Here is a 20,423-nt window from a genome sequence, read left to right as displayed (position 1 = left end):
TATTTATTTAATGATACATGAACAGTCTGATAAATCGTTATCCTGAAAACGTCTTTTATACCTTGCAAAACCATACCTGTTCTTTCGCTCTTGTTTTATACCGCTGCAAAATTCATGAAAAATAAGAAAACCCAAGGCCGATTTTTGTTCAAAGTAGGCCAAAATTCAATCTAATTCCGGTTCGGGAGAATTATCGTTCAAGAATGGCAAAAATCATTCAGGCCGTCAGGACAGCGGAAAGACCTGTTTCCCCGTTTATGTGGGGATTTTTGTGGGACGGGAGCTGTGCTTTTTGGGTGTTCCCAGAAGACGGGAAAACATGCTCTTCACATTTGAAAATCGTTTGGCGCAGATTGAAAAATCGTTCGGCTGAGATTGAAAAATCGTTTGGCGCAGAAAAATTAAGGGGAAAAATGAACGCAGAAATATGGCATGTAGACATATATTTTATTATTTTTGCAACCGAAAAAGCGATTGGGCACCATGAAAAAAAGAAGTATAGTTTTTTTCCTTTTATTTTCATTGTATGCGGCTTGGGCTTGCGCCGGCCTTTTGGATAAGATTTCAGTGAAACCGTTTCCGTTGTTGGGGCAGTTGCCCTCCAATAAGGTCTATTGCTTGCATCAGGACCGGGAAGGCGTGCTTTGGTTGGGCACTACCGACGGACTGTGCCGTTACGACGGTTACGGGCTTCATGTCTTTCGTTCTTCTCCCATGTACCCGGCATTGTTGCCCCACAACGATATTAAGGATATTGCCGAGACGAAGGACGGAAAACTCCTTATTGGTACGCAAAAAGGGATGTGTGCGTGGGACAAGAAGGCCAATCACTTCATTTCTTTCACAGACTCTTTGTTGACAGACTATGAAATCCGTTCCATCGTGACCGATGACGAGGGGTATATCTGGGTGGGTTCTTATAAGAAACTGGTCCGGGTCAGTCCGGATTTAAAGGAAGTGGAGTCGTTCGATTCCAGCCTTCCGGTCACGAGCGTGAACATGGTCTACAAGGACCATGCCGGTACGATATGGGTAGGCTTTTGGGAAAAAGGCCTGTACCGTTACAATAGGACGATTAACCGCTTTGAGCGTATGCCCCGTTTGGGCAAGACGGACAATCCTTTCCGGCTTTGTCAGGACGAGTCCGGGACGTATTGGCTTTCCACTTGGGGTGAAGGCTTGTTCCGGATGGACTTGGATGCCGGGGCAAATGTCTGTTATGTGGGAGATGTGTTGTCCGGGGCAGAGGATAAGGACATGCAAAACCTGAAATATGCCTTTTGCCTGTATCAGGACAAGCATTGGGGATGTCTGTGGATGCTGGGGTATTACGGGCTGACGGTGGCCTGGGCAGAGAACGGCCGGTTGACCGTCATTCCTTCGGAAAAGTTGGCAGCCCAGACCAATAACCTGTTCAACCGTATTTATGGAGACCGTGACGGCAATATTTGGCTGTCTGCATCGGGGAACGGGGCTTACCAATTGGTATTCAGCGATGCGCAAATCACTAACTTGTCCTTACCCCCGTTGCAGGGTATTACCGGAGGGATAAGCCCTATCGTCCGGGGTGTTTTTAAGGATAATACAGGACTTTTCTGGATCAATTACGACCGGTTGGGGCTTGGGTGGTATAATCCGGCAGATAACTCTTTGTCTTTTTATCGTGACATGGTTCCACCGGAATTCCAGAACGATTTGGGAGATGTGTCGGCATTCTTTTCTCCTTCCTCACGAGAGGACGAGGTATGGGTCGGCGCGAAATTCTTTCATAAGATTTATGTATTTTTAACGCGGGGGGGGGGTAAAATCCTTTACGCTTAAAAAGGTCATAGACTTAAAGGCGGCAGGCGTGGGTGTACCTTTGGCGATGAAGGAGGATACCCACGGCAATGTGTGGATTGTGACCGAATATGGTCTTGCTGTGTGCAACGGTGAAGGGGATATCCAGACGACATTGCGTGTAGACGTTCATGATATTTCGTCAATGGCGATAGACGGTTGGGGAAACCTTTGGTTGGGAACCCGTGGGCATGGGCTTTACCGTGTGGTTCCCGCATACCGGGACGGAAAGGTTGTGGAATGTGCCGTCCGGCATTTCGCGGCACGGGACGGTGGGTTGTTGTCCAATAATGTGGAGGCACTTTGTGCAGATGTGAAGCACCGGAAAGTATGGATTGGCACGATGGAGGGTAACGTGCAGGCTTGGGATGCGCAAACGAATGCCTTCAAGGACTATTCTTCTTTGTTTTATACCTATATCAATGAAACGGTCAACGACATCATGGCAGGCCAGGATGGGCATATATGGATTTCCACCGCCAAGAATGTGTTGGAGTTCAATCCGGACAACGAAGTGGTGAAATCGTATGCCGGGCTTTATAATATGGGAGTGCATTCTTTTGAACGGAATGCCTGTTCCTACCGTGACGGTATGTTTTATTACGGGCGTGACGGCGGCATAACCTGTTTCAAGGGAACTTCCAGGTTAGACGGGACGGCCTCTTCCGTGGATGTGGCGCTTACGGATGTGAAGGTGTCCGGAAAATCAATCTTGGACGGCGACTTCCCGGGAAATTGCCGGATGGATGCCTTGTCGCATCAACTCATATTAGGGGCAGATGCCCATGATATTGAAATTGATTTTTCAACGTTGAATTATTCTTCTCCCCGGCAAATATTGTATGCTTACCGGATTAAGGGCGTGAATAATGACTGGGTGTATACAGGAAACGACCTGCCCCGTGCCTACTATAATAAATTGCCCAAGGGGGAAAATGTCCTCGAACTACGGGCTACCGACAGCGAAGGCCGATGGAGTCCGAACACGGTATCCTATACTATTATACGTCAGCCTGCGTGGTATGAGACGTGGTGGGCCTACACCTTATATATATTGGCTGTGGCTGCGGCCTTGTTGGGATGTTACCGATGGGCCGTTTATCGTGTCAGGCTGCGCAATGAATTGAAAATCGTACAGATAGAAAAGGAGAAGAGTGAGGAACTGACACAAGCCAAGTTGCGTTACTTCACGAACATATCCCACGATTTCCTTACGCCTATCACCATCATATCCTGCCTGATAGATGATATGGCCATGACGTACAAGAACAAGATTCCCCAACTGGACAAGATGAGGAATAGTTTGCGGCAACTGAAACATCTCATCCAACAGGTGTTGGATTTCCGCAAGATTGAGAACGGCAAAATGAAGTTGCAGGTGTCCGAAGGGAATCTTTCTGCCTTTGTGGAAGAACTGTGCCGGATGAATTTCTCCGTGCTGATGGACAAGAAGCACTTGTATTTTGCCGTGCGGGTAGAGCAAGGTGTTGAATCGGCATATTTCGATCGGGACATATTGGAAAAAGTCTTGTATAATCTGTTGTTCAATGCCTATAAATATACTCACGAGGGCGGTGAGGTTTCAGTTTCTCTTTCCGTTATGGAGCATGACGGTGTATGTTCAGCGCTGATTCGGGTCAAGGACACGGGAGTGGGTATTCCCGTGGAGAAACAGCCTTTTGTATTCAACCGGTTCTATACCGCCGCTACCGATGCGGCCACCGAAGCCAACGGCATAGGCCTGTCTTTGGTGAAAGAACTGTTGGAAATCCACCACGCACAGATTTCCTTAAAAAGCAAGGTGGGAGAGGGAACGGAGTTTACAATCCTCTTACCCGTGGACAAGTCAGCCTATTTACCGGAAGAAATTGCTCCCCGCGAGGAAATAACTGCGGCAGAAGAACTTGAGCTGCCGCAGGAAGAGGGTGGAATTACGGGATATGCCGTACTGGAAGAAAAAGGCGGTCAAGGTGAGGTGAATGGAACCATGTTATTGGTGGATGACAATGCTGACCTTTTAGACGTGATGCACCGCGTCTTTATGTGTCGCCATAAGGTCTTGTTGGCACACGATGGGGTGGAAGCCCTGTCTGTCATCGAAGAACATGCCGTGGATGTGGTTATCAGTGATGTGATGATGCCGAATATGGATGGCCTTGAGCTTTGCCGTCGGCTGAAATCCGATATTAATACGAGCCATATACCGGTAATCTTGTTGACGGCAAAAAATGCCCCGGAAGACCGGGTGGAATGTTATAAGGCAGGGTGTGACGGTTACGTGGCCAAACCTTTTGAATTAAGGGTGCTTGAGGCACGGGTGGAAAACTTTCTGGAACATAAACGCAGTGCCCAAAGGGACTTCAGGCAGGAGGGGGAAGTGAAGACGGCCATGCTGAAGATGTCTGCCCTCGACCAGAAGTTTTTGGATAAGGTGATTTCGATTATAGAACATAATATGAAGAAAGGAATTGATGTGGATATAAATACCATTGCACGTGAAGTCGGACTGTCCAAATCTTCCTTTTACCGTAAAATAAAGCTTATTACGGATCTTTCTCCTGTGGAATTTGTGAAAAACATCCGCCTGAAACATGCTTACGAACTTTTGGAGGGCGGGGAAACCTCATTGGATGCCATCGCTTATTCCACCGGATTTTCCGGTGCGAAGTACTTGTCAACCTGTTTTAAGGAACAGTTCGGCATTACTCCCACGGAATTTCTGCGCAAGCGAGGTCTTGTGGATTGATGGCGAAGATGAAAATGGAAAAAGGATTCCACTCGGAATAAGGTTAAAATGGGTTTCATCCCTTTGTATAACCTCTTATCTTGCCTTTGATTCATAGAAAGATTCGGCTGATTTTTAAATGTCAGATTATGAAGGTATTATCGTTTGTTTTTGAATAAAAAACATCCATGAATGAATGATTATTGTCCTCCGGATTTGAAATTTGGTCTAAAATTGGATGAAGTTGGTTGAAAATAGTCCCGCTTTTTTTTAAGAAGCCTTTAAATTTGTGCCTTGTCAAATTAACTAAAATTATGTATGAAAAACAGGAGAAAGACAATACGTCTAATCATCTATCCGGTTTGTACGGCATGCTGCTTTTCCATGCTTTATGTAGGAAATGTGTATGGCATGAGAAACAAGTATCCCATGTCGTCAGCAGGCTCCGGGGAGCTTGTGTCGGTAGCCAAGAGAGGAAGTCTGAAAAAGGATTCTTTGCGGCAAGATAGTGCCGGTGGGCAGAAAGGATGGTTTTCCCGGTATGAGGCGCAAAAGCGGAACGCGGCGTTAGGTTCGCCTGATTCCGTGGCGATGATGGAGGTGTACCGTTCGCCCTATATTTCCCTTCAGCAAAACCTGAAAGGAAAGGTGGCCGGACTGTATGTACAGGAGCCGAGTGGGGAACCCGGAACGCAGCAAGCCATGTTCTTGCGGGGAACATCCGTCCCTTTGTTTTCTAAAGTGGATGCCATGTCCACTCAGCCGGCCGTATATATAAATGGTGTACCGGTGATAGAGAACCGGGCCTATTCTTATAGTGTGAAGAATAACGACGTGAATCCATTGGGTACGGCGACCAACCTTTTGGCCGGATTGCATTTGGCCAATATCGAGTCGATAGAAGTCGTAAAAGATCCTTATGAGTTGGCAAAATTAGGGCCGTTGGCTGCCAACGGTGCCATTTGGATCGTGACCCGTGACGGATATAAGGGAGGACCCAACGTGACAGTGGATGCCAGTCTGACGGCATCCATGGCTTCGAACGGGGATGTACGGATGACTAACGCGAACGACGAGCGGAATTTCCGTGCCGGATTTTACCCCGAAGGCACGGATTTGGACCGTTATCTTCCTGCTTATTTAAAAGACCGTACCGACCCCATGTTTTTCGGGGCGCCGGGTTGGGCTGAGGATTATTATAACACTCCCCAGTTGCAATATAACGTGAATGCTTCTGTCGGGGGAGGTAAAGGGATTGCCAATTATTTGTTTTCTGTGGGTACGGCAACCAATGAGGGGATGGCCGACAATACGGATTACTCGAAATACAATATCGATTTCTATCTGAACATGATGCCCGTAAAAGGACTGACGGTGAGCACAATCTTGCAAGCCGTTAAGGCATCGCGTTCGCGAAACAATACCTTGCGTGACCGTTATGCAGAAATGGAGTATTTTCCGTCTTTGGCTACGCCCGTACCTCCGACGACGGAAGGGGCAGGCATCTATGACTCTTATTTGAGTGGTACGGATGACAAGAATGACAACATGGCGATAAACGGAAGCCTATCTCTGAATTATGTGTGGAAGGCTCTAAGGGCTGGCTTGTCCGTAAAATTCGACTATGAGACGGATGTCAGGAATGCGTTTTGGCCTTCTACGATGATGGAGTCCATGAGTTATGTGTCGAATTACTCCGGATACAACCGTCGTTTTATAGGAGACTTCTATTTGGGTTATGATTGGGATATGGAAAACGGCCATCGCCTTTCTTTCGACGTGAACGGCTCCATGGATCAGGACCGTTATCATTATAATTACTCCAAAGGTTATGACGGGGATGACGATAACAAGCATAGTACCAAGGGAGGAGGTTTTGAACTGTTTAATTTCTTGGATCAGGAGGAAGTGCATTTCATGAATTCATCTTTGAACATCGCTTACCGATGGAAGGATTATCTTTCTGCCGGTGTGGTATTACGTTATGACGGTGCGACGACCGTGCAATCCAATCATCGTTGGCTCTTTACTCCGGCAGCTCAGGCTCAATGGAGTATCAAGCATTCTTTATTAGAAAATGTTTCCTGGTTGTCCCGATTGGATTTATATGGTTCATGGGCACGTGTCGGGCGTTATCTTCCTTCCGACCGTTATGGGATGGGGCCGCAATATACATCAGAGAACATCGGTTGGAGCGGTTCTTGGATTCCCAGTTCTTATAACCAATATGCCACGGCTACCCGTCCTTATACGTTCGGATGGGTCGGTTTTGGCGTGAAATGGCCTTATGCGGACAAGGCAGAGGTCGGGATGCGTTCCAGTTGGTTGAAAGACCGTCTGACGTTGGACTTTGCTTTTTATTCCAATCGCGACAAGGACTTGTTGGTAAAGGTGCCGGTGGCTCATGAGTTTGGTTATACAGGGCAATATAAACAAGGTATGGAGATTACGAACCGGGGAGTGGAACTGTCTCTTACCGGAAAGTTGATTGAACAGCCTGGTGACGGGTGGCAATGGTCGGTCGGTGCCAATTTTGCTTTCAACCACAATGAATTGTCAGCCCTTCCCGGTGGGCTTCAGCAAACGGAGGTCGACGGACGGTTGTTGAGGGTAGGAGAAGCCGTAGACCGTTTTTATGTCCTGCAGAATGACGGGATTTACCAATCCGATGCAGAAGTCCCGGTGAAAGACGGGAAAAAGATGACGGTAAATGGAGTGGAAATGAAAGCCGGTGACCCGAAATGGGTAGACAGGAATGGTGATAATAAGATAACGGATGAGGACAAAGTCCTGAAAGGCCATTCTTTGCCGAAATACACTGGAGGGTTCTCGACTCAACTGAAGTTTAAACGTTTTGATTTGGGGGCTTCGTTCTTTTTTGCGGCGGGACAGTCGGCCATGAATTACAGGGCCTATCAACAGTATGATTTCACAACCCTTGACAAAGGAGATAATCTGGCAGGTGTGAAGGAAATCTTCTTCTGGCAAAGCGGTAATGTCCCGATGGATTATCCTCGTTACAATGCATTGAGTGAGGTGCATCCTTACCGGGCAGATCAGGATTTGTATTTGGAAAAGGTTTCTTACTTGAAGTTGCGGTCGGTTACCTTGGGGTATTCTGTTCCTACGCCAAAACATGATGTATATGTGTATGTGTCAGGAAACAATCTGTTTACCGTCTCGAAATTCAGTGGCGACGATCCTGAGTTAGTGGATTTCGATGGATATTATAGAGGTTACGGTATGGGCATACCGCGTTCTGTGACGTTGGGTGTCCGTTGTAGTTTTTAACCATTCAAGGAAAACAAATGAAAAAAATAGTTTTATACATGAGAGAACTCTTATGGGGAATATGTGCGTTGGTGGTTGTTTCCGGAATGTCCGCATGTTCGGATTTCCTTGAGAACGAGTCGCATCACACGTTGCCCGATGAGCATAATTGGAATACGTTGGAGGATGCCCGTGCCGGATTAATGGGTATGTATGGTTTGATGCGCGCGGCATTAGCTGATAATAACACCCATTGGGCTTGCGGAGAGTTGCGCAGCGGTGATTTTACGGCATACGGAAGAGCTGATTTGGATGCCATCATTCATAATGATTTGAACCGTAATATTCCCATGATAGATGAAATTTCGGATTGGCGGAGGTTTTATGCCGTGGTCAATGCGGCTTCCGTATTTATAGAAAATGTAGGAAACGTGTTAGGACAGGACAAAGCCTATTCCGAACAGACTTTGAAGTGGGATGTGGCGCAAGCACATGCCTTGCGCGGACTGGCCTATTTTTATATGGTACGGATTTGGGGGGATGTCCCTTTGGTCACTTATTCTTACGACAATGGCTCTTTTCCGAAAATCGGCCGTTCTTCTTCTGCCAAGGTCTTGCAATATGCCAAGAATGAGCTGTTGGCAGCAGCTGCCGAACTTCCGTTCGAGTTCGGTTCGAGCAATAATAAGTATTATTGGCAAGACCCTACCTTTTGGAGAGGCAAATTGCTCAATAAACTTTCGGTCTATGCCATTCTGGCCCATTTGTCGGCTTGGGAAGGGAACTATGCCGATACAGAGGCTTATGCCACTTACGTATTGGAAAACTATGAGGCGATAGGCATGACCGGGTCGTTACAGAATATTTTGGAAGTGGATAATATTGTGGATACGAAAGGTCTTTTCAACGCTTCGTATACTACTTATGCACCTTACCGTTTAGTGGCTTTTAATTTTATGGATAATAAAGATGTGACACAGAGCGGGCATTTGGAACAATGGACCTTGTGCGAACCTTACATCCGGAAGGTACATCCTGACTTATATGTAACGAAGGACTCTCTTTTCCGTATATATGACGATTGGAAAGACTTACGTTTTGGCATAGACACGGTTGCCGGATCGAAATACCGTTCGGCTTATATTGATATGACTTATGCAAAGCCCGTTTTCAGGAAGATTAATGTGGTGCAGAATGGAGCCGGTAAGGATGGCGATTTTGCGGTATTCGGTTCTTCCATCCTTTTGTCCCGTATGGAGGATATGCTGTTGTTGCGTGCGGAGGCTTTGGCGGTTTTGAACCGGGTGGATGATGCTGTGGAACAACTGAACCTGTTACGGGTAAAGCGTGGGCTTTCTCAAGTGTCGTTCAAGAAAAATTTCGGGGAGGACGTGAACAAGCTGATAGACAATATCTTTGCAGAACGTCGTCGGGAACTGATAGGTGAAGGGCACCGTTGGTATGATTTGATTCGTCGGCAGCGTATTCTTCAGGATGACCCGGATTTTTTAGCAAGGATGGAGAATGGAGGCATTTACTGGCCGGTATCCGAAGAGGTTATCCGGCAGAATAATTTGATTCGGCAAAATGAATATTGGAATAATTAAATTTATGGTACCATGAGACTGTTTGTTTTTAATGTATTGGTATTTGGAGCTTTGATGCTCGGATGGGTTTCTTGTCAGGAGTATGAGTCTGGCACTTATCCCTTGGAAGAATCCACGGTGCGTTATGAGGGAACGTTGTATGATTATCTTGCGGATAAGGCGGCTCATCCTGATGTAACGTATGATTCTTTGCTTTTTCTGGCAGGGCGCCTTCCTGGATTGAAAGATTCATTGCAGAAACGTAAAGAGGTAACTTTATTTGCTGTAACGGACCAATCGTTCAGATTGGCATTCGACGGTCTGAACCGGTATCGTGAAGCTTATGGGAAAGGCAAGCATTTGGGGTTGGAAGATTTGTTGATAGAACCTTTTACCGTGGTGGATACGATTGTGCACCAAGTGTCCACTGAAGATAACGATACTATTTATATTACGCGGCATTATGATTATCGCCACCAATTGGATTCCATGTTGTACTGTTACCTGTTTGATGGACGGTATTCCATGGAGGATGTGTTGAACGTAGGTGCAACGGAAGTGCCCTGTATGTCGTATGGCCATTTGATGCGTATGGAAGTAGGCCGGGGAGCGGCTTCCGGTGCGGAAGAGGTCGGGACACGTTATATGCGTCTGATAGAAACGTGGGATTCCAAAGTTACATCGACTTGGGTGAAGGCCGAAGTGGAATCGTTTGATATCATGGCAAATAATGGCTGTGTTCATGTGTTGTCGGACGGCCATGAGTTTGGTTTTAATGGAATGGAACAATTATTTTATAATTATGGGAATGAAAAGACAAAGAAATAATATATGCGCTTGGTGGGCAGTGGCTATGGGAGGCTGCGTGTTGCAGTCTTGTGTGGATAACTTCTTGCCGGAGAGTTTGGACTCTTTTGACAAGGATGCTGCCTTTACGCAAACGATGTACCGTCCCGTATTAGGGCGTGACAATGTGGCATCCGACAATTTCAGTGCAGGGAATTCCACTCAGCCTCTTACATTTACGATTTCCAGGGTGGTACGCCACGATGGTAGCGAGGCTCCGGAATTGACGGATGAGTTCCCTGTGAGGGTGTGGAAATCCCCTTATTTGGGAACCGAAACTTCATTGGAGGAGATTGAGGCGAAAAGAGGATATGAGAATCGTAGCCTGTTGCAGGTGCGTAAGCATTCTGGAGAAGTCATATTATGGGCCAATGCACGTTCGTCGTTCGTCAAATGCGATCCGGATTCCGGTTACATATTTGACATCCGTGCGGTAAATTCCGGTGGTTGGAAAGAATATACGGGTTTCCGTTTAATACCCAAACGTGAACGGGATTATGAACCGACGAACATGGATGAACTGACGGGAGTCATCACGGAGGACTTTGTACATCCTCTTTCAGTGCAAGGAATGTATAAGGAGGGTACAAGTGGTTTCTTCGGTGTGATGAATGAAGAAGACATCAAGGTCTATTTTCGCGAAAATCTGGAGAATACGTCTAAGGACAATACGTTGACTTTTCGTTTCATGACAAAGGATTACGAACCGATTTCTCCCCGGAAATTCTCTAAGACAGATTGGACGAATTTGCTTCATGGCTTCGATATGGAAATGACGGACGATTATGTACGTTACAAGGTGGCGTATCCGATTCCTTTGAATGAATTGCCAACTCGTTATACGAATAAAGAAGGTGACAAGGTCCATGTGGTTTTTGCTTATGACCGATTGATGAGAGGAACTTATCGTGTAAGGGCATCCATGGCCTTTGATTTTGCCATTTATAAAGAAGGACATTGGGATATCATCTTTGTGTTTTCTGGGGGTAATCCTGAGTTCAGGGATAATTATTAATCTTATAATGAAGTTGAAAAATGAAGAAACTAAATATCATGGCTTTGATTTGCCTGTTTTCCTTATTCGTGAACCGGGTTTACGGGCAGGTCGTGGAGGTTTCCGGACATGTATACGAGAGGTTGGCCGAGAGTAGTGAACCTATTCCCGGCGTGACGGTCATGGTCCGTGGTGAAAAGGGCGAGAAGGGAAATGGTGCATTAACCAAAATGGACGGAAGCTTCAGGTTGAAGGCAGACCGTAATGCTACTCTCATATTTTCTTATATGGGTTTCCGGACGGTGGAAATGAAAGTGGCGAAAGCCAAAAAGAACATGGACGTATTTATGGAAGAGAGCGTGAATGCGATGGACGAGACGGTGGTGGTGGCTTACCAGTCACAGAGTCGGGCTGACGTGGGAGCTTCCGTAACGGTCGTGAATACAAAAGATTTGCCACCGGCTCCGGTTTCCAATGTCATGGAGCTGCTGCAAGGGCGGGTAGCCGGTTTGAACGTACAGCAGAACAATGGCGCGCCAGGTTCAATCGGAACTTATACCATCCGGGGTATATCTGATATTTCAATTCAGGGTGTAGGTGAAGGAGATGACCAACAATATATTTTGGGTTCTTCCGCTCCCCTATTTGTTATTGATGGAATTCCGCAAGAAGATGTAGGTGATTTTGATGCTAATGGATTATTGTCAGGTTCTGGGGTCAGCCCGTTGTCAAGTCTGCCTTTCGAGGATATAGAGGACATAACAGTATTGAAGGACGCGGCAGCCACGGCACAGTATGGCTCACGTGGTGCATACGGTGTGATTTTGATTCGCACCAAACGTGGAAATTCAGCCAAACCCCAGATTGATTTTTCAATGGATATGAAAGTGAATATTCCTCCGCGTCTTCGGGATGTGTTGGTGGGACGGGCAGAACGAATGTCCCGTATCGACCAAATTCTACAAAACGACACGTCGCGTTGGAATGGTTATTATGATGTGAACGGGAATCAGGCTTTGACAGACAGTTTGAATCCTTATTACAATAACAATACGGACTGGCAGGGGAATTATTATCGTCGCACGGTAAACCAGACCTACAACTTGTCGGTAAAAGGTGGAAGTACGAAATTCAATTATAAGATAAACGGAAACTATTATTCGGAAGAAGGTATCATTACCAATACGGACTTCAACCGTTACGGAATCCGTACCAATATGGGATATGCGCCGACAGAGAAGTTCAATTTGTATGTCGGGGTCAATGCCACGTTGGGTATTACGGGATCTGGAAGTGGAAACGCGCTGCAGCAGACCGGTGTGGCCAGTGGAGCTTCTGCTTCTTCCTTGCTGCCTCCTCCGTCCATATATAGTGCTTCGAATGCAGCTTTGGGAGCCTTGATGGTGGAACAAAATACGACAAGTGTTTCGTACGATGCCAATATAAACATGAATTATCAGTTGCCGTGGAATATCCGGTGGAATGTTACGGCCGGGTATATTTATAACAATACGGAAAATGAGAAGTTCACTCCCGGTATGTTGAACAGCAATCAAGCACAACTTTACGGATTGAGCAAATATAGCGACAGGCTTTATGGGCGTACCAGTTTGTCTTATTCCGGTTCGACGGGGATTCTTAAATACGGCCTCACCGTGACGGGAGAAATCAGTTCCAATAGAAGTAACGGGAATGAAATCAGACAGACCGGACTGGTCAATGATTATTTATGGGGGCCGCTTGGTTATGCTTCTTCATGGGCAGAGGCTGTGACTTCGGAGGAAGATAATACCGTGTCTTTCAATATTGCTCCGACTATAGGATTTAAAAATCCCACAGGAGGAAAAGATAAGTATGTGATTACGCCGACCATACGTCCTGAAGCCAATTCAGCTTACGGCCGGGGCGTGAAATGGGTCGTCAATCCCGGTGTGAGCGTGCGTTGGAACTTCGATGAGGAGAAATTCTTTAAAAAACTGAATTGGAATTGGGTGGATTATTCTGCCATCCGGGCATCATGGGGTAGGGTAGTCAAATATAAGGCTACGAAATATGACGTGTGGGGAAACTACTTGTTAGGAAGCGATACTTATAATGGTAATACCGTGATTCCCATTGATTTCAAGAATATGCCGAATAATAATATAGACCCGATTACAACAACGCAATGGAATGTGGGTTTGGATTTCGGATTATGGAACAATCGTTTGTCTTTTCAGGGAGATTGGTATTATAAGCAAGTGGACAATCAGTTGAGTTCGATTGAACTGGCCGACCATAACGGTTTTGATATGGTGCCTACTACTGAGGTGAGTTTGGTCAATTATGGTATGGAGTTGGCTTTGGTGGTTCGTCCTTTCCGTCCTAAAAGCAACTGGAGCATGGACATCATGACGAACTTTACGATTAATCGGGACGTGATGACAAAGTTGCCGGACGAAGCCCGTATGATTATCAATTCTAACGCGGAGGTTGTGAATAAGTTGGGTTCGAATGCCATGTCTAATTTCTTATACGTATATAAAGGTGTGTATGCCACAGACGAAGATGTGCCGGTCGATCCTGCCACGGGACTTCGTTTGAGAGTCGGGGGTGAAGGTGTTTCTGCCGACAATCCGAATGCGTATTTCAAGGCAGGCGACCCTATTTGGGCTGATTTGAACGGGGATTATGTGATAGATGAGAAAGATAAAGCGATTGTCGGCAATTCCCAACCGCGTGTTATCGGAGGTCTTTCTGTGAATCTGCGTTACAAGAATCTGGCTCTGTTTACCAGTTGCTCGTTCACGCTTCGTCGTGATATTGTAAATCAGGTATTGGCTAATAATTTCGCATCTTTGAATGACCCGAATATAGAAGGTAAGGATGGGATGTACAAGAATGCGGCATTGACTCCTATCAGTGCGTATGATTTTTGGACTCCGACCAATACGCATGCGGATTATCCCAATCCATACGATTACCAACACAGTAGCGTGATAAAGCCGTTCCGTGCCGACCAGACATTGTTTTTGGAAGATGGTTCGTATTTTAAGATTAATGCCATAACCTTATCTTACACGTTGCCTAAGAAGTGGACAAACTTTATCCGCATCCGCCATGCCAGCATCCGGATGAGTTTGAATAACCTTTACACTTTTACGAAATATTCAGGAATCAATCCGGAGAATGTAAGTTCTATCGGTTGGGACCAGTCGGGAGGTTATCCCAATGCCCGGACTTTCTCCATGGGTTTGACTATCGGTTTATGATAATGAATAAGAAATGAATATGAGACGATTATTTAAAATGAAATATATAATAGCAGTGGCTTCCCTGTCTTCTTGTTTGTTGGGGAGCTGTGGACTGATGGATACGACGAGTGAGGAACACCTGTCAGGAGATGAAATGTGGGATGAAGCATCCGTGCAATCCGTAGAAGGGTTTGTGAACAGCATCTATACGGAGTTCCGTGCCGCTACGATGCAAAAATCCTGTTATATCCTTTACTCTGGGGACTTGCGTTGTGCTCCGTTAGAGACGGATGGAAATTTAGATTATGTTAAGGATTTGGTATCTAATGATTTGAATGGGCTTAGGGAGCATTATCCGAATGATGATAATGAGCGGGCTGAGGCTATCATGCAATGGAAGAACTTTTATAAAGTTATCCAGTCTGCCAATATCCTTTTGAAAGAGATTGACCGTACGAGTGTCTCGGAAAACGAAAAGAAGGCGTATAAGGCTGAGGCTGTTTTCATGCGTGGTTTGGCCTATTTCTTCTTAGTGCGTAATTTCGGAGATGTGCCTTATTATACGGATGCCTATCATCAAGAGCCTTTGCCGCGGACCAATATGGTAACGGTGCTGAAGAACATTGCTGCGGATTTGAACCAGATTTTAGTGGATGATCCGGATGTAACCTGTTTGCCCTGGACACAATACTCCTCTGACAAAAAAGCCATACGGGCTTCAAGAGGGGCTGTTTTGGCCCTATTGATGCATGTGAACATGTGGTTGGCTGGTTTTGATGAGTCGCAGAAGAACGCTTATTACGAAGCTGTGGTGGATTATGGAGAGCAGTTGGTGGAAAAAAGCGGTGAGGCTTACACGTTGTTGCCTTTAAGTCAGACGGCTACGTTGTTCCGTGGGGGAAGCAATGAAGGTATTTTCGAGATTGTGCAGAATCTGAGTTACATTAACGGGAATGAGGTTTTTAACCAAAATGCCATTTATTCCAACGAAGTCATGTATTCTGTATTTGATCTCCGTAGTCAACCATACGTTCAGTACACTTATGATTTCCTGACCCGGATTTATCCTCCTTCTGAACCGGACGAGCGTGTGACGTATTGGTTTAATGAGAATATTTACTCTACCATGGACACAGACCCTAAAGAAGTGAAGAAATTTGAACATGTGGACTTGTATGATGGAAAGAGCGTGACCTCCAATTCGGGTAATCAGATTGTATTCCGTTTGGCAGATGCCATCTTGTTGTATGCAGAAGCTTTGGCGGAATTAGGTACGGATGATGGAAAAGCCTGCGGTTTGCTCAACCGTATTCGTGCACGTGCCGGTGCTTCTACTTTGTCGCTGTCCGGAAGCGAATTAAAAGATGCCATTTATTGGGAACGTGTACGTGAATTAATGGGTGAGGGGCATTATTTCTATGATTTGGTGCGGACTGGAAAGGTTTATAACAATCAATATTGTTATCATCCCATGACCAAGAGTGAATTCCGTGAAGGGGCTTGGACGTGGCCTATCAGTAGGAAAGCACAAGAGAATAACACGTTGATTACGTTGAATAATTATTGGGAATAAAATGTTGTACTTTAAACTATTATTTATGAGATATTCACTTAGAAATTTTCTGATTTGGGTTGGGGCTGTCGTGCTCTCTTTTTCTGCCATAGGTTGCCAGAATGACGATTATTTGGAAGATGGGGGCAAACACAATCCGTATTATAACGGTACGGTATTGGATTATTTGGAACAGCATCCCGACAAGCATTATTTTTCGGACTTGGTCGAAATGATCCATTATGCCGGAATGGATTCCGTGTTCCAAAATGGTGAAATAACCTTTTTTGCCCCGACAGACTGGTCTATCAGTTTTTCGGTCGATTATCTGAGTAGAAAGTTGTATTTCACGATGGGAGAAGACAGCGTGAAAGATTTGCGGCAGATTAGACCGGAAGTATGGAAAGAGTTCCTGTCCATGTATGTCATTCCCGGGAAATACTGCTTGAAAGATATCCCCCAGTTGGATACAGCAGCCGTTTCAGCTTATCCGGGTGGAGCTTATTACTCGTTGGCAGGCAAGCCTATGAACATGGGAGTCGTGTACTATGATGCCTCTGGAGTGAAATATGCCGGTCCACGCCAGATACTTTATTCTTATGTGAACGATTTTGCCAGTATGGATATGATTAATGCTTATGTGGCTTCGTGTGACATTCAGCCCTTTAACGGCGTGGTTCATGTCATAAGGTTTACGAACCATAATTTTGGTTTCGACCGCGATGTCTTTGCGCAGAAAGCGATTGGGGCAGGTATTTTGCCTTTGGAGGAAGTCAAGCGCAGGGAAAAGGAATGTCTTATTCGGAAGAAAGAGGAGGATAGGTTATGAAATTGGTTATGAAATATGGCGTGGGCTTATATGGGGTTTTATCCTTGCTGACCGGTTTTTCCGGTTGTGAAGAACTGGATCATTCCATTTCGGAAGATCCTTATGGAGGTGGAAAAGTGCAGTTCGACCTCAGGTTGCTGAGTGAAGATCCGGTTCCGGCCAAGGGATATCCTGGAGATACGGTAGTGTTTAAGGCCGATGGGTTATTGAACTATTGTGTGCCGGAAAAGGGAGAATATGCTTTTAAATTCTATTTGGGGGAACAGGAAACCAAAATATTGGCAGCCACCGATACGACGTTGACGGTTAGGGTTCCCGATGAGTGCGTGTCGAGCAATACTTATCTGGTGATGGAAAACCAAGTGTTTTACGGCCCTTATTTTCCCATAGAAGGCAATATCTCGGTAGATAAGTCGTGGGATTTGTCTGCGAAAGTGGTGGATGGGATAGTGTATGGTTCGGTGAGCCAATATGGCAAGCCTCAAAACAACTATCTGGTAGGAGGATTCCAGCATTTGGCCCAATATGAACATTGGTGCATCGGGCATGTGAATTCCAAAGGTGTAGTGACCCGTTGGAGTTCTTCCGATTTTGGTACGGACTATGGCGTGAAACCTTCCTCCTTTGAAGGGGATACCCCTCCGTACATTAATTCCATATCTGCTTTTGAAGACGGGCGTATGTTGGTATCCGGTATGTTCTCTGCTTTTGAAGTGTATAATCCTAAAAATGGTGGATTGTATGATTTGAAAGATAGGGTATATGTTAACAATATCATGGTGTTGCGTTCCAATGCCCATCCCGACACCACGCAGCAATATGTATTCGAGGATGCTGGAAAAGAGAGCAATGGCAAGCCTATCCGTTATTCGTTTAGCAAACTGAATGGCGGAAGTCTGCAACCCATTGTACGTTCGTTTGTGACTTCCGGTCAGAAGATAGTGGCGGTGGGTAATCTTACGCAGTACGTATGTAATGAATATGCGTCTTCTTATGTCGATAGCAAACAGCGTATTTCACCGGTCGCATCGGCATTCCGCATGGATGACTGTGGAGTGTTGGACTCCACTTATCGTTTGGTGGATAAGGTTGGGCACTATTCCGGCGCGGGGGGTGGAATCATAGCAGATGCGTGCATGGATAAGGACGATGGAGTGGTTTTGGTTGGTTCTTTTACTTCATTCGACGGTGTTCCCGTGCCGGGAATGGTCCGTTTGGATGCGGGTGGAAATGTGGACCATGCTTTCTTGGAGAATTTGGGTGCGGGACCGGATGGTAATGTTACCATGGTGCGTTATAACAAGGCTTTGGATAAAATGATGGTGGTTGGAGGTTTCGAACATGTCAACGGGCAGCCTCGTCAGCAAATGGCCATGTTGAACCCTGACGGGACATTGGATGAAACGTTTGTACCTCGTGAGATAGGGGGCGGTACGGTTAATTTTGCCCAGTTGATAGACAAGGAAAAGGTGATTGTGTCCGGAACGTTCTCTACTTATGGAGGTGTGCCGAGATTGGGATTCCTCATTCTGGAAATGGACGGTATGGCGCAACAGAAATTCAATGTGCCCGGGACTTTTAACGGCCAACTTTATCATGTGGCCGAAACGGAAACGACTTTGGGCTCTTATGGACTGTTGTTGATGGGAAGTTTTGACCGTTTCAATGGCCAGAAAGCCAATAACGTCTTGATGTTGGAAGTGAACTTGGATCATTAATGTAAAAAAGAAGAAAGATGAGAAACATTTTGATAAGAACCATTTGGAAATTGGCTGTCTTTTGTGGCATGGGTGCTACGTTATGTGCCTGTAACGATGACTTGGTGGATGGTTTGCGGACGGATTATCCGAATGAGGATTTCGCTTACCATAAGAAACATGTGCTTTGGATTGTGGTGGACGGGGCGAGCGGTACGGCCGTAAGGGAGGCAAATAATGACAGAAAGGTGATGACGCTGAAAGGCATGATGGAAAAGGCATTGTATACGTTTGACGGTTTGGCTGATACCCGTTCCGATACGTTGGTCGGAAGTCGTCTGGGATGGGATAATCTGCTGACAGGAATGTTGGAGCGCTCTTCCGATACGCCTTCGGTTTTGGAACGCCTTAAAGGACTTGACGGTGAAAGCCGTATTGCGGTATTGGCATCTGAACGTGAGTTTTCCGACTTATGCAAGGATGAGGCCGATACGATTTGTTGGGGTACGGATGAGCAAATCACGGAAGATGCTGAGGCAATATTGTCGGCTACGGGCGAGGTACCCTCATTGACCATTATAGAATACAATGGAGTGCAGCAGGCAGGATTGGAAGCCGGTTTCATTGTTCCTGAAGGCGAGCGTGCCGGGTGGCCTACGGATGAAGTCATAGTCGCTCTTTCCGAAACGGATCAACGTATAGGACGGGTCATGGCGGCTTTGCAAGCACGTCCGGATTATGCTGCCGAGGATTGGTTGGTGGTAGTAACGTCCAATTATGGAGGTGTCACGGACAATACGGGCGAAAGTGTGTATGAGATGAAAGACCGCAACACATTTACCTTGATGTATAATGAACGTTTCGGTGAAGAGCGCATTTTGGCTCCTTCTTCGGATGAGGGATTGGTATATAAGTATTTCACTCCGGCCTATTCCGGAACGGGGGCTACCGATTATGCCAAAGTCAATGACCCGTCTTTGTTCGATTTCAAATTGCCGGCAGAGGGGGAAGACACCACATCTTATACCGTCCAATTCATGGTCTGCTATCCCAATGGAGGAGAGAACTGGTTGGATTTTGTGTCTAAGGCCATCCAAACAGAACCCCGAGGGGGGGAAGGTTGGGAAACCGGAGCGGAATATTTCAGGCTTTTGTCCAGGTTCGATGGAAAACGGATTTGGACGATTCAAGACCAGGCTTCGGTGTTGAACGATAAAAAATGGCATGTATTGACGGTAGTTTTTGATTATAAGAAACAACAGTTCCGTCAATATACAGACGGGCATTTGGATCTTCATGGGAATGCAGAGTTTGAACCTTTGACCGTGGATGTTTCTACAGGAGACAAAGTTCCCCTTACCATTGGGCAGATATTCCGTTCAAATACTTCCACGACAGTACAGATTTATGTGACCAATGTGCAAGTCTACGATGTGGCATTGCCGGCTGATTTCATAGCTGAGAATTATAAACTGTCGGGATTGGATGAACTGGGAAAAGATTATCCTTATTGGGATAATTTGATTGGTTACTGGCCTTGCGACAGGGAAGAGGATTATGAAGGGGAGGTGTTGCCTGACTATTCCCAATATGGTTCCATTTACGGTGGGCCGAATGCAGGGAAATCGGATATGACACTTTCTTCCAATGTTTTGTGGCAACAGGGCATGTCGGAAGAGACCAATGTCAAACCGCCTTATAGCAAGACCTATTTCCAAACGTCCATTAATCTGGTCGATATACCATTCCAAACTTTCCAATGGTTGGGATTTACCGTGCCTGATGCATGGGGATGGACGGGGATAGGGCGTACGCTTCCCTATAAGGATTTAACAACGAATGATTAAAGCAT

12 protein-coding genes are annotated in these 20,423 nt (G+C 46.0%); all 12 read left to right on the top strand.

The window, feature by feature from the left end; genetic code table 11:
- Positions 1-203 precede the first annotated feature (203 nt).
- The gene (locus tag AC5RDV_RS07525; RefSeq protein WP_282747929.1) at positions 204-560 is read left to right on the top strand and encodes a hypothetical protein; all 357 of its coding nucleotides are present in this window, start codon (positions 204-206) and stop codon (positions 558-560) included.
- Positions 553-1,821: a ligand-binding sensor domain-containing protein gene (locus AC5RDV_RS07520; RefSeq protein ID WP_494222150.1), complete on the top strand. Its 1,269-nt coding sequence runs from the start codon at positions 553-555 to the stop codon at positions 1,819-1,821. Before AC5RDV_RS07525 ends, AC5RDV_RS07520 begins: the two co-directional genes overlap by 8 nt.
- Positions 1,822-1,849: 28 nt before the next feature.
- Complete coding sequence (locus AC5RDV_RS07515) at positions 1,850-4,585, top strand: hybrid sensor histidine kinase/response regulator transcription factor (protein ID WP_276787127.1); 2,736 nt, start codon at positions 1,850-1,852, stop codon at positions 4,583-4,585.
- A 297-nt stretch (positions 4,586-4,882) separates the two neighbouring features.
- On the top strand, positions 4,883-7,855 hold the full coding sequence (locus AC5RDV_RS07510) for a SusC/RagA family TonB-linked outer membrane protein (protein WP_282747931.1): 2,973 nt from the start codon (positions 4,883-4,885) through the stop codon (positions 7,853-7,855).
- Positions 7,856-7,893: 38 nt separating this feature from the next.
- A complete protein-coding gene (locus AC5RDV_RS07505) occupies positions 7,894-9,441 on the top strand; it encodes a RagB/SusD family nutrient uptake outer membrane protein (protein ID WP_276787123.1) in 1,548 nt (515 codons plus the stop codon).
- A 12-nt stretch (positions 9,442-9,453) separates the two neighbouring features.
- The gene (locus tag AC5RDV_RS07500; protein WP_130893944.1) at positions 9,454-10,248 is read left to right on the top strand and encodes a hypothetical protein; all 795 of its coding nucleotides are present in this window, start codon (positions 9,454-9,456) and stop codon (positions 10,246-10,248) included.
- Positions 10,229-11,281, top strand: a complete 1,053-nt coding sequence (locus tag AC5RDV_RS07495; protein ID WP_282747932.1) for a DUF5007 domain-containing protein — start codon at positions 10,229-10,231, stop codon at positions 11,279-11,281. The genes AC5RDV_RS07500 and AC5RDV_RS07495 overlap by 20 nt, the downstream gene beginning before the upstream one ends.
- A 20-nt stretch (positions 11,282-11,301) precedes the next feature.
- Positions 11,302-14,511, top strand: coding sequence for a SusC/RagA family TonB-linked outer membrane protein (locus tag AC5RDV_RS07490; protein WP_282747933.1), 3,210 nt, complete (start codon positions 11,302-11,304; stop codon positions 14,509-14,511).
- 37 nt (positions 14,512-14,548) lie between these two features.
- On the top strand, positions 14,549-16,066 hold the full coding sequence (locus AC5RDV_RS07485; protein ID WP_282747934.1) for a RagB/SusD family nutrient uptake outer membrane protein: 1,518 nt from the start codon (positions 14,549-14,551) through the stop codon (positions 16,064-16,066).
- Positions 16,067-16,091: 25 nt separating this feature from the next.
- Positions 16,092-16,874 carry a fasciclin domain-containing protein gene (locus AC5RDV_RS07480; protein WP_282747935.1) on the top strand — a complete coding sequence of 261 codons (783 nt, stop codon included), beginning with the start codon at positions 16,092-16,094 and terminating at the stop codon, positions 16,872-16,874.
- Entirely contained in the window at positions 16,871-18,592 is a 1,722-nt protein-coding gene (locus tag AC5RDV_RS07475) for a DUF5124 domain-containing protein (protein WP_282747936.1), read from the top strand. Before AC5RDV_RS07480 ends, AC5RDV_RS07475 begins: the two co-directional genes overlap by 4 nt.
- A 17-nt stretch (positions 18,593-18,609) precedes the next feature.
- Positions 18,610-20,418 carry a hypothetical protein gene (locus AC5RDV_RS07470; RefSeq protein WP_130893949.1) on the top strand — a complete coding sequence of 603 codons (1,809 nt, stop codon included), beginning with the start codon at positions 18,610-18,612 and terminating at the stop codon, positions 20,416-20,418.
- Positions 20,419-20,423 lie beyond the last annotated feature (5 nt).

This window comes from Paraprevotella sp., assembly GCF_986071375.1.
This window is presented reverse-complemented; position numbering and strand designations above follow the sequence as displayed.

Bases quoted from the DNA above. Each gene is read 5' to 3' on its own strand.
- AC5RDV_RS07485 (WP_282747934.1), top strand. From the start codon at position 14,549: ATGAAATATATAATAGCAGTGGCTTCCCTGTCTTCTTGTTTGTTGGGG.
- AC5RDV_RS07480 (WP_282747935.1), top strand. From the start codon at position 16,092: ATGAGATATTCACTTAGAAATTTTCTGATTTGGGTTGGGGCTGTCGTG.
- AC5RDV_RS07510 (WP_282747931.1), top strand. From the start codon at position 4,883: ATGAAAAACAGGAGAAAGACAATACGTCTAATCATCTATCCGGTTTGT.
- AC5RDV_RS07470 (WP_130893949.1), top strand. From the start codon at position 18,610: ATGAGAAACATTTTGATAAGAACCATTTGGAAATTGGCTGTCTTTTGT.
- AC5RDV_RS07475 (WP_282747936.1), top strand. From the start codon at position 16,871: ATGAAATTGGTTATGAAATATGGCGTGGGCTTATATGGGGTTTTATCC.
- AC5RDV_RS07490 (WP_282747933.1), top strand. From the start codon at position 11,302: ATGAAGAAACTAAATATCATGGCTTTGATTTGCCTGTTTTCCTTATTC.
- AC5RDV_RS07500 (WP_130893944.1), top strand. From the start codon at position 9,454: ATGAGACTGTTTGTTTTTAATGTATTGGTATTTGGAGCTTTGATGCTC.
- AC5RDV_RS07495 (WP_282747932.1), top strand. From the start codon at position 10,229: ATGAAAAGACAAAGAAATAATATATGCGCTTGGTGGGCAGTGGCTATG.
- AC5RDV_RS07525 (WP_282747929.1), top strand. From the start codon at position 204: ATGGCAAAAATCATTCAGGCCGTCAGGACAGCGGAAAGACCTGTTTCC.
- AC5RDV_RS07505 (WP_276787123.1), top strand. From the start codon at position 7,894: ATGAGAGAACTCTTATGGGGAATATGTGCGTTGGTGGTTGTTTCCGGA.